At 62.2% G+C, this 11,684-nt stretch carries 3 protein-coding genes; 1 reads left to right on the top strand and 2 read right to left on the bottom strand.

The genetic code is table 11. From position 1 onward, the window contains the following. Positions 1 to 35 precede the first annotated feature (35 nt). A complete protein-coding gene (gene yajC / locus ACN9M2_RS04255) occupies positions 36 to 383 on the bottom strand; it encodes a preprotein translocase subunit YajC (RefSeq protein ID WP_306852036.1) in 348 nt (115 codons plus the stop codon). A 177-nt stretch (positions 384 to 560) separates the two neighbouring features. Further along, positions 561 to 1,691 carry a tRNA guanosine(34) transglycosylase Tgt gene (tgt, locus tag ACN9M2_RS04250; RefSeq protein ID WP_426286927.1) on the bottom strand — a complete coding sequence of 377 codons (1,131 nt, stop codon included), beginning with the start codon at positions 1,689 to 1,691 and terminating at the stop codon, positions 561 to 563. A 156-nt stretch (positions 1,692 to 1,847) separates the two neighbouring features. Between tgt and ACN9M2_RS04245 the strand changes: the two genes are divergently transcribed. Further along, complete coding sequence (locus ACN9M2_RS04245; RefSeq protein WP_426286926.1) at positions 1,848 to 11,585, top strand: neuraminidase-like domain-containing protein; 9,738 nt, start codon at positions 1,848 to 1,850, stop codon at positions 11,583 to 11,585. Positions 11,586 to 11,684: the final 99 nt, after the last annotated feature.

The raw sequence follows: 11,684 nt of genomic DNA, 5'->3' as shown, positions 1-11,684 counted from the left end.
GCCGGCCGCGGCTGACGCTATGGCGGTGGGAAGCCTTACGACTTCTTCAGGCTGCCCTTCGGCAGCACCTGGGTGATCGAGCCCTTCTGCACCTGGACGACGGTACCCGGGGCGATCTCGACGCGGACGAACGACTCGCCCACCTCTTCGATGCGGCCGGCCAGACCGCCACCCATGACCACCTCGTCGCCCTTGGCGAGGGCGGCCAGCAGCGCGCGGTGCTCCTTCTGCCGCTTCATCTGCGGGCGGATCATCATGAAATAGAAGATGCCGAACAGCACCGCCATCATGATCAGCGGCGAAAAGCCCAGGGCGCCCTGTGGGGCGGCTCCGGCGGCGGGAGCGGTGGCCTGTGCAATGGCGGCGAACGTCGGAAGGCTCATCGGATTTCTCGCAAGTCATGGAACAGCCAAGGAAAAGCGGCCGTTCACGGAAAAAGATCGTGGATTATGCCACGCACCCCGGCGGTTATGTACCGCGCCGCGCCAAGGTTCGGGGCGCGGAACGCCCAGGCCCCGCCAAGGCTTTGGGGGCGCGCCAGGGCGCCCGCAAGGGGCAAGTCAGCCGTCGACCTCGGCTTTGCGCCTGGCCGCATAGAACCCGGCGACGAAATCCTCCAGCCCGCCTGCCTCGATCGCCCCACGCAGCCCGGCCATCAGCCGCTGGTAGTGGCGCAGGTTGTGCATCGTGGCCAACTGGCTGCCGAGGATCTCGTTGCAGCGGTCCAGATGACGCAGGTAGGCCCGGGAGAAGCCGTTGGCGCAGGCATAGCAGTCGCAGCCCTCCTCGATCACCCGGGTATCCATGGCGAACTTGGCGTTGCGGATGCGCAAGGTGCCTTCGGCGGTGAAGAGGAAGCCATTGCGCGCATTGCGGGTGGGCATCACGCAATCGAACATGTCGATGCCGCGGCGCACGGCCTCCACAATGTCTTCCGGCCGCCCCACACCCATGAGATAGCGCGGACGATCCTTCGGCAGCATGGGCAGGGTGAAGTCCAGCGTATGGTTGCGCTCGGCCTCCGGCTCACCCACGGCGAGACCGCCAATGGCATAGCCGTCGAAACCGATCTCGATCAGTCGTTCGGCGGAACGCTGGCGAAGATTCTCAAACGTGCTGCCCTGGACGATGCCGAACAGCGCATTGGGGTTCTTCAGGTCGTCGAAGGCCTGGCGCGAGCGCTCGGCCCAGCGCAGGCTCAGCTCCATGGAATCGGAAGCGACCTTTTCCGTGGCCGGATAGGGGGTGCACTCGTCGAAGATCATGGCGATGTCGGAATCCAGCACCTTCTGGATGCGCATCGATTCCTCGGGCGAAAGAAACACCTTCGAGCCATCCACGGGGGAGGCGAACGTGACGCCTTCTTCGGTGATCTTGCGCTTATGTGCAAGCGAAAAGACCTGGAAGCCGCCCGAATCGGTAAGGATGGGCTTGTTCCAGCCGATGAATTTATGCAAGCCGCCGAACTCTCCGACGATGTCCAGTCCCGGACGCAGGAACAGGTGGAACGTGTTGCCGAGGATGATCTCCGCGCCGATGTCGAGGACATCGCGCGGGGTCATGGCCTTCACGGAGCCATAGGTGCCCACCGGCATGAAGGCGGGCGTTTCGACGGTACCGCGGCCGAAGCGGAGACGGCCGCGCCGCGCCGCGCCGTCGGTGGCGAGGAGTTCGAAGGGGAGCTGGGTCATCCACCTATTCTACCTTGAGGCTGGAGGATGCAGCCGCCCATCGACGTCTAGGCGCGCCTACAACGAAAGGCCGGGTTCCCCTGCGTCTCCAACGGCGTAACCTGACCAACAGCATGGAATGCGATGGCCCGCCGGCACCAACAAGGACGTGACGACATGTCAGACCAGACTGTTCCCGGCGCGCTGACGCCCAATTCAACGAACACCCCCGCGAGCGCCGAGCCGACGCCGGCCCCCAAGCCCCAAACCGATACCGGCAACGCCGCGAACTACCTGACCCTGTTCACCTGGCCCAGGGCGGTGCAGCCCGGCGCGCTCAACGACAACACGAATCCACTGGCCTACGTGCACGAGCTTTTCGAGCTTGCGACAAAGATCGAGGCGGGTGCCGATGCCTCCCAGGCGCAACCACTCAGCCGCCGCCGTCCCGATATCGGCGACACGCCGATGGACGAGCGGTCGCTGAAGCAGACATTCCCCGCCCTTCGCTTTGCCATCGACCGCCTCGAAGACGCCATCCGGGATGGCGAAGCCGCGCCGACAACGCCCCTTCGCGAATCGATCGCGGCGGCGAAGTTCCCCACTTCCCTGCCCTTCCACTTCGCCTGGGAGCAGGTCAAGGCCGTGCTGCGCCATCGCAAGCTCTTCATCTGGGATATCGTTCGCAAGTCCGATAAGGACTATCCCAACTTCACCTTCGGCCATGCGACGTCCGCGGCGCTGCGCGCTGCGATGACGCTGAGCAGCGGATTCGCGCCCGAGTTGCGTACCCTGCTCACCGCCGACTCGTCCAAGGCGACCGAAAGCACGGCATTACTGGCGGCATCCGCCTCCCGCGCCCCCACTGCCACGACCGATGCCGATACCACACCCGCGATAACGCGCATGGCGGTCGCGGACGGCTTCCGCCGACGCCTGGGCCTCAATCGCAAGCAACTGCGTCAGCTGCTCGCGATCTACCAGCCGGGCAAGGCGACCGCCGACGGTGAGGTCGATCGTCAACCCGCCGTGCTTCGCAGTGCCTACGTATCGACGACCGAGCCGGCGATATCGAGTGCCGACTTCGGCGCACGCTTCATCAACGACGGTGGTGAGCCGCTCTATCTTCGCTACCAAGACGACGACGAATCCAAGCCACTGCGCATCGAAGGCCTGACGGACGGTCACGTCGACCGGATGCTGCGCGTTCTTCGACTCCACCACGCCACGAAGCTTTCGTTCCCCGACATCGACGTGCTCTTGACCACCGCGATGCACGCCGAAGGACAGCAGCAGAACCTCCACGTCACCGACGCTACCGTCCGCGCCCTGGGCCTGTTCCAGCACCTGCGCGAGAAGTATTCCGTTACGGCCGCGCAGTTCGCGTCGTTCATCGGTGACATGCCCTCATCGGCCGCAGGACGCGAAAGGCCTTTCTTCGACAGCCTGTTCAACCCGTCGGGCATCGAACCGCGCGGTGACTCCGAATCGGTATTCACCATCGATGGCACGACGTTCGACCCCGCCGCGGGCAGCGGCAACGATGCCATCGCCGTGCGTCAGTTGAGCCAGGCGTTCAAGGCCGATGAAGCGACCGTCCGCTGGGCGCTGGACCGTGTCGTCGAAGCGCAGACGCTCACCGCACCTGCCCGCAGCCTCGCGGTGGTGTCCGCCTGCTATCGCCTGATCGCGCTTCCACGCCTGCTCGGCCTGAAATCCGCCGAAGCGCCGATTCTCCTGACGACGCTCAATCGTGAAAACCCCGATGTCCTGCGCCAGCTGGCCGGAACGCCGAGCCTGGCCAATGCGTCGCAAACCGGCACGGACGTGCTCGACGTGATCGCCCTGGTCATGAATGTCGTCGAATGGGCAAGGCAGCACAAACGCGGGATCGCCGCCCTGTGCCTTCCTTTGCTCATTCCCACGCCGACCCAGCCGGCGACATCCTGGATCGCCGCCACCAATCGCGCCATCGCCGCGCTGGAATCCACCGAAAAGGACAAATCCACCGACAACGAGATCGTCGCCGTGGCTATCCAGCAGGGTCTCCAGCTGAAAGACCAGGCACTCTCATTGCCCCTGCTCAAGTGGACGAATCGATCGTCGGCAAGTGTCGCCACGGCGTTTCGCGCACTGGGTCGGTCCGCCAAGGTCACCAGGGCTGCGGACGGCACGAAGGATGTCAAAGCCTGTCTGGCGCCCGACGACCTCCGGCTATGGAGCGATCTCGATCGCTACGCCGCTGTCGCGACACTTTTCGGCCTCAGCGCGGCTGCGGTCACCGCCATGGTCGAGCATCCGGCGTGGTTCAATCTCGCCGGCAGCGCCGGTAGCACCTTGCGCCTGCTCGACTTCACCACGGTGTACCAGGTGAGCCGCTACGCCGACTGGCTGGCCGAGTTGCCAACAGGTAGCGACGAAGACCGTGCCATCGACTACCTTCGGCAAGTACACGAGAACCGGCGCCTTACATCGACGCAAAGCGCGACCCTGCTGTCGCAGTTGACGGATTGGCCGCGGACTGACATCGAAGCCGTCACCCGTCACATCGACAGCAAGAACATCGCCGATACCGTCGAGGATATCGGCGACATCGACTTCACGATGCGCCTCAACGATCTGGCGCGATCGAGCGGGCTGTCCATCGATGCATTGCTCGATGTCAATGGATTGAAGGTCGCGACGAATTACAACGATTTCGAGAAGGCCGCGGCGGCGCTCCTTGCCGCTTGCTCCGAACACGACGCACTTACCGTCGAAGGGACGCACGGCGAACTATGGCGTGACGCGCTGGCGGCGTGGATGCTCGAACACTGGGTTCCGACCCAGTCCGGCCTTCCGCATGTCACCGACACCGAGGCGCTTTCGGACCACCTGCTTCTGGACGTCAAGGTCGGCCGCGAGCCGGTCACATCCCGGGTCGCATCGACCATGGCGAGTCTGCAGACCTATCTGCACCGCCTGTTCACGGGGCTCGAACCTGGCCACGGCGCCAACGAGGTGATGACGCAAGGGTTGCGTGATACATGGAGCGCGTCGCTGAGCCAGTACGGCCACTGGCGATTGCTTCGACAGCTGAAGAACTACCCGGAGAACCGGATCGATCCGACGCAGCGCCGCCGGAAAACCAAGGCGTATCTCGATCTGGAGAACCTGTTGGCCCAGGGCAAGTTCAGCCCCGATGATATCGAGGCGGCGATCCTGGCATACATGACCGCCGTGGAGACCACGAGCAATATCCAGCCCTTGACGGCATACCACGACGGTATCGACCCGCTCAAGGATACGTACCACTTCCTCGGCAAATCGAATGTCTCCCCCGCGCAATACTATTGGCGCACCCTGGACATGTCCCTGCGCGACGCGGACGGTGCACCGAGCACGCTGGGTTTCACCGCGTGGGAACCCGTGCCCATCCCCCTTACAGGCGTGATCGCCGTCACGCCGTTGCCCGACCCGGCCAGTTCGTACCAACCTGCAGGCCTTCCCGCTTTGACGCTGGAGGCCATGAAGGAAGATCTCCGCGACGGTATCGACACCATCCGCCCGGTCGTGATCGATCGTCGCCGCTATGTCGTATGGGCCGAGCGCGATACATCCGCGCTGACCATGGGCAAGGACAACAAGACCAGCCCCTTCTTCGTGCTGCGCGTGTGCTATTGCTTCCAGCAGCTCGATGGCCTCTGGAGCCCACCCAACGTACTCATCACGTTGAATGGATTCGACGGGAAGGGAAAATTCGGCGGCAACGACACCGAACCGGAAGAGATCCCGTCCGTCAATACGACCGGGATGTGTGCCAGAGACAATGCGTACCTGAAAACCCGGGCGTTCGCGCCAGGCCTTGTGGTCATGGTCAACGCCAAGGGACATCGCCGCAAGGACCCCTGGCTTACCGTGGTGCTTTACAAGGCCAACAAGTGGTGGGATTGGAAGCCGGATACAGACCGGGCCCCGGCACGAAACGACGATTACTTCATCGCATCGCGGGATCTTCTCCTGCTCGAAGAGAAGGAACTGGACGGTGGCGCTGACGGAGCGGTCGAGAAGGCCGTCATCAAGGAATGGAAGACGCTCTTCTCCGACCCCCGCGTCGTTCAGCACCAGTACGTAGGCAAGGCGGTGACCATCGCCGAGCAGAATGCGGAGAGTGCCCGCTACGCGATCAGCGACGAAGCCGCGGCCACGCGGCAGGCGACTGCACTGAACCTGACGGTGGATAAACTCGGCGTCGGCTCGCTTGCGGCATCGCTTCCCGAGGACAGTGACTTCATCGAGCTGAGCGCTGGGTTCGATGGAATATGGCGTTATCCGGAGGTCGAGCGCGAAGGATTGCAGACATCCACAGATGGCACGATTAGCTATGAAGGCGATTTCTCCATTGATGAGAGAAAAATTGTCCACATCACAGCTACTGCGGATCTACGAACCCCTCGCTTTGATGCCTCGATTTCAGTCGAGTACAGTTGGAAAACCGATAACGGCGAGCCTCCCAGCGATTTTGTTGGCATCGCTCCGCTGAGTGTGGTCGATTCATCCCCGACTGACTTCGTGAAGAAGTATTACTTGCCGAAGTCCATGTTGGTCGATGAAACGCTGCCGTTTAGCATTTTCCAGTCTAGAGCGCTGGAACAAACCGCTATCGGGCAGGGGACCACTGGTGAGACGATACATCTCACTCGAAGGCTGTCCGAACCTCCGAAACCCGGAGAGGTGACGTACTCCACCGCAGTGGCATACAACGAAGCCGGTAAGCCACGATACAAGATTACAATCACGCACTTGCCTAGACCCGACGGCCCGAAGATCACTTCTGCGGTGGAGTGGATCGATGAAACGCACAAGGCGGAATGCCCCGAAATGGAATTCCCTTCTATAACCCATAACGGAATATCGTTAGGAGTAGGAACGTCGACGGAGACACCATCCCCTCATGGCATATGGTCAGGGAAGATATTCTTCCTCGACGTGAAGGAATTTCCGAGCAATAGCTATCGCAAGCTTGTCTTTTTGCCAGGCAAACTGTCATTGCCTCGCACGAACACTACCACCACCGGGCGCGTCCGCCTGGTGGTGCGCGGCGGAATGGACAAGAAAGACAGGCGGAAAATCACCTTGTCGGCCGAGGATACGAGTGTCCTGAATCGACTCGGTTTGAGCAAACTACCGACTTTCGCAACAAATAAACCTACGGATTTCGCCGCGTTCAGCGAACGTCTCGCCCGCATCCCCCACCAGGCCGATGCCTTCTTCCGCGTGCCGGAAATAACATCGGCCGTCTGGGACTGGAGCAGATTTGCCTTCCGCGTCGAAAAATCGGACAACTCCAGGCGCGCCATCGAAAAACGCCGCATGGATTACGAAGCGAAGGTCTTCGACCAATCGGGGATATCGATACCGGAGGGCATCGATTTCCACAGCGTCATGAAGCTCAAGCATGAGCACCCCGACACCTACGCCCGATTCATGGTCTCGACCATGCTCGAAGACAATATCCTGGCGCAAGCTATTGTCAGCCTGAATGGCGACGACATGTCGCGTATCCTCAGCGCACGCTATCCGATCAATCGCGATGTCCTGGACTACGCCTTCGAACTGGATGTCTACGCCGAGGACGATACCGAGATCCTCGGCAAGATCACCCGCGCGTACAAGCTCAAGGACCTCATGGGCCCGGACGATGCCATCCCGAGCACGCGCCTCGTGCAGAACATGCACCAGCTGCATTATCTCGACGCGACCGAGGCCAATGAGAAAGCTCGGGGAGACAAGCAAAAGCTCCCTGTCAACGCCATTCGCCTCAACACGCTTCTTGGCATGCGTTTCGCGGCCCTTGCCTCGGCCTCCTCGCATCGTCTGATCGACTGGGATACGCAGAACCTCATCGAACCACGCATGGAACCGGGAGACCGGCCGGACAGGCTCGACTTCCGCAGCGCCACCGGACTGTATTACTGGGAGATGTTCTTCCACGTACCGATGCTCCTAGCCTGGCAGCTGCGCGGAACACGCCAGTTCCGTGAAGCGTTCCAATGGTGCGCACGACACCTCTTCGATCCCTATGACAGCCTGGGCGATCTCGAAGTGTTTCGTCCTCCGTTCTGGCGTAGCAGGCCGCTCGCCGACGTACCGGCCGCCCTCGCCGAAGATGCCGACACCCTGACGGAGGACGTGGACGATCTCGCTTACGCGAATCCCGAACGCTATCGCAAGGCCACCTTCATGTTGCTGGTCGAATCCTGGCGACAGCAAGGCGACGACTTCTACCGGCAACTGACGCGCGACGATATCAACGAGGCAGCCAACTGCTATCGAAAGGCGCTACGGTTGATCGGCCCCCTGCCCGAACAGCTGACCGTACCCTCCCCTGCGCTTCCCGTGCTGGCAGAGGCGGCGGACGACGATTTTCTTCCGCCTGTCAATGTCGCTTTGACCGATGTGCGCGACCTGCTGCAGAACCGGCTATTCAACATCCGTCATGGGCTGACCATCGACGGCAAGTTGATGAATCTCGACCTCTACGATGACGCCGATGACTTCGCCTCGCTGGGCAACTGGCGGGCGGGCATGCTTTCGGGCAGCAAGCGCGCACCGCGCATCGATGTTCCCGCGTATCGATTCAAACATGTCCTCCCGGCCGCGAAGGAAGCCGTTGCACAGCTGATCGACATGGGCCGGCAGGTATTCCACAACTACGAGGAAGAATACAACGCGGGTCTTGGGGTACTTCAGCAAGCCAATCTGATCAAGCTCTCCGACTTCACCCTGAGGCTGCAGACCGAGGCACTCGCCGGCGCACGGGCCGGACGCGAGAAATTGCTGGCCAGCAGGAAAGTGGCGGAACAGCGCCGGCAGTACTACCAGAACCTCTGGGACCAGGGTCTCCTGCCCCAGGAATTCGCCGCGGCGGCTCTGGCAGGCTCCGCTACGGGCATGAAAATATTGTCCGTGCCGTTCGACATGACGGGAGCTGGCCTGAAAATGGTCCCGAACATATTCGGCCTCGCCGTGGGCGGCCAGCAGCCGGGCTCCATGGCGACCGCCGTGGCCGAGCAGATGGTCCTCGGCGCGGATATCTTGACCATGGGCAAGGAGGAGTTGCGCTACAACAGCGACCTCGAGTACCGGGCGATGGACTGGATGTTCAACATCGAGCAGGCCACCGGTGACATGGAGGTGATCGATCGCGAGCTGGACGAGCAGGAGATCCTGATCCGCGCTGCCTCCATCGCCGTGGACGAAGTCAAGGCACAGCAGGCGGTCATGCGCGAAGAGTACGTCTTCATGACGACCGGCTTCGCCATCGGGCCGACCTATGTCTGGATGATCGCGCAGCTGTCAGGCATCTATGCGGCGGCCTACGATGCGGTCATGTCGCTCTGCCTGGCGGCACAGGACGGCTGGCGATACGAGACCGGTGACTTCCGCAGCCAGTTCATCAAGCCGGGCGCATGGATGGACAACTGGCGGGGGATGTTGGCGGGCGACGCCCTGCAACGCGACCTCCTGGAGATGGAGGCCGCCTATCTGCGCCGTCGCGAACGCCGCATGCATATCCGCAAGACCGTATCGCTCGTCGAGATCAACAAGACGACCGCGGCCGGGCTGTGTGCGGACATCGGGAAGAGGCAGGCCGTTACCTTCGAGCTTCCCTCTTCGCTGTACGACGCGGACTTCCCCGGTCACTACCTGCGGCAGATCGTCAATGTATCGGTTTCCTTCAGGCTGTCGTCGACCAGCGAAATGCGAAGCATCGCCGCCGTCCTCAAGCAGACGAGCAACATGCTTCTGATCGAGCCATCCGCCGAAGGTGCGGCATATATCTACGACAACAGCAATCCGGCCCACCCTTCCGTCCTCTTCGAAGTCCGGCAAGAACAGAAGGTCGCCGTGTCTACCACGAAGCCGCTCCTGAACGTCGACGGGTACAGTGCCCTCTTCGGCCTCGTGTTCGGTGACGATCGCTATCTGCCGTTCGAAGGAACGGGCGCGATCTCCCGATGGACGCTGTCCTTCCCCGGTGACAGCACTACCCTGGACACGCTGAAGAGCGGGGACAACTGGTTGCTGGAGGACATTGTCGTCACCATCGACTACACCGCCGCCGATGGCGGGGAGGCGCTGGCGGAGCATGTGCGAACCCTCCGCACGGCATCGTCACAGGAGGGCGGCCCTGTCCTTTCGCCACCCGGCCCGGGTGGCTCCTCCACCACGCCCGCCTCCGCCACGCTGGATTTTTCCGCTCCGCGCATCATCGCGGACGGCGGCGGCGCATCCGTCGCCATCGCGCCCCATCCGTCGCTGCCGGCGAGCGCGGAGGTCGCGATCACGTATACCAATCAAGAGGGGCTCGCGGAAACGACGTCACCACAGAAATGGGGTGGGAAGGGGCTGGTCGTTCCCATCCCTGGTGCGATCCTCGAGGCCAATGCGGGGCGCCGGCTAACCGTCGGCTATACCGTCGATGCAGCGGGAACGTCGACGGCATCGCCAACGACGGAAGTCGCCCTCCCCGCCGCCGACCAGGCCGACACCCCTTCCTTCCCCACGCCTGTCGTCCCGGAGGTCCGTGCCAACGGCGCGCTCGACCGGCGCGACGCGGTCAACGGAGCGACGGTCACGGTGGCGCCGTGGGCGTTCATCCAGAAGGACCAGGCCGTCTGGCTGCGGTGCCTGGGAACGAAGGCCGACGGAACCGTCCAGGATCTCGTTCTGCGGCAGCCGCCTGAAGGGATCACGGCGGACGAGTTCGAGAGAGGACTGAACCTCACCATTCCGCTCACGTACCTCGACGAACTGGGGGACTTTGCACAGCTGAGGATCGCATTGAAGGTTTCGCTCGATGGAAGCGGGGTGGAGAGCCGCGCAACGACCTTCCCGGAACTCACGGTGGATATTCCGCGGTGCACCGAGTTCACCGTCGCATCGGAGAAATTTTCGAGCCGCTATTTCGACATCGGGGCGGCGCTGGAGTCCGATTTTGGTTTCGTCGCGATCTCAGAAGATGTCGGGCCGGTTCGGCTGGTGTTCGAGATGGGCGTCTGGGAGCTTTACATTCCGACCGTCGACACGTCCGGAAAGGCGGTCCGCGTCTGCCTGGACGCGCGACGCTTGGCATTTCCGGGCGGCAGCAATGGTATCTACCGGCGCTTCGGAAGCTACAGGAGAGCCATTGACTCGAAGGCCGACGCATATGCGGCGTTGAGAGCACGTTTCTTGGTGAATCAAAACACGCATCTTGCCCCCGGTCGGTACGAGGGGAGCGCCACGATTCATATGATCGGCTGGCAAAAACCCGTGGTCAGGGAATCCGTCATCGTCAAGGTGGACGTGACGGTTCCGGCTCCGGCTCCGGCTCCGGTTCCGGCTCCAACGCCAACACCGGCTCCGACTCCAACGCCAGGTCCGGTACCGGCTCCAACGCCAACGCCAACACCCACGCCGACTCCAACTCCAACTCCAACTCCAACTCCAACCCCAACCCCAACCCCAGCTCCGATCCTTGTTCCAACTCCGGCCCCTGCGCCAGCGCAACAGGAAGCCGGAACAACCAGCACCCTTCCTGCACCACAAGTCGTCGTAAAGGACGGTGGAGTCCTCATGACCATTCCGGACAGCGTGTCTATGGCAGCGCCACGCGAATACTACTGGTTCGAATGGACCATGGAGGATGGCGGCGCAACATTGATCAAGACCAGCGCGAAATGGCCCCATCAAAAGGACGACATCCACAATTTAAAAAACGAAGACTATCTCAGGTCAGACGTCTGGGCGAGCACGACCAACGGGCTTAAGGATAAGTTTGCCTTCGTCAAGTACTTCGTACATTTCGACGGAATCACTTACAAGTCGGTTAGGGAATCCGACTCGCTACGTGTCCAGTTCACGCTAGCCGAGCAGCAGGATGCCTCATAGACCCCACCGTCGAAGCAGGCATGGCACATCGCAGTCGGGTTCGCCCCACCATGGCGCCGGTAGACCGGGCCTGGTGGGTACCGGACCCGTTGGCGCCGC

This window comes from Luteibacter sp. E-22 (genome assembly GCF_049913125.1).
In the GTDB taxonomy this organism is placed as follows: domain Bacteria; phylum Pseudomonadota; class Gammaproteobacteria; order Xanthomonadales; family Rhodanobacteraceae; genus Luteibacter.
This window is presented reverse-complemented; position numbering and strand designations above follow the sequence as displayed.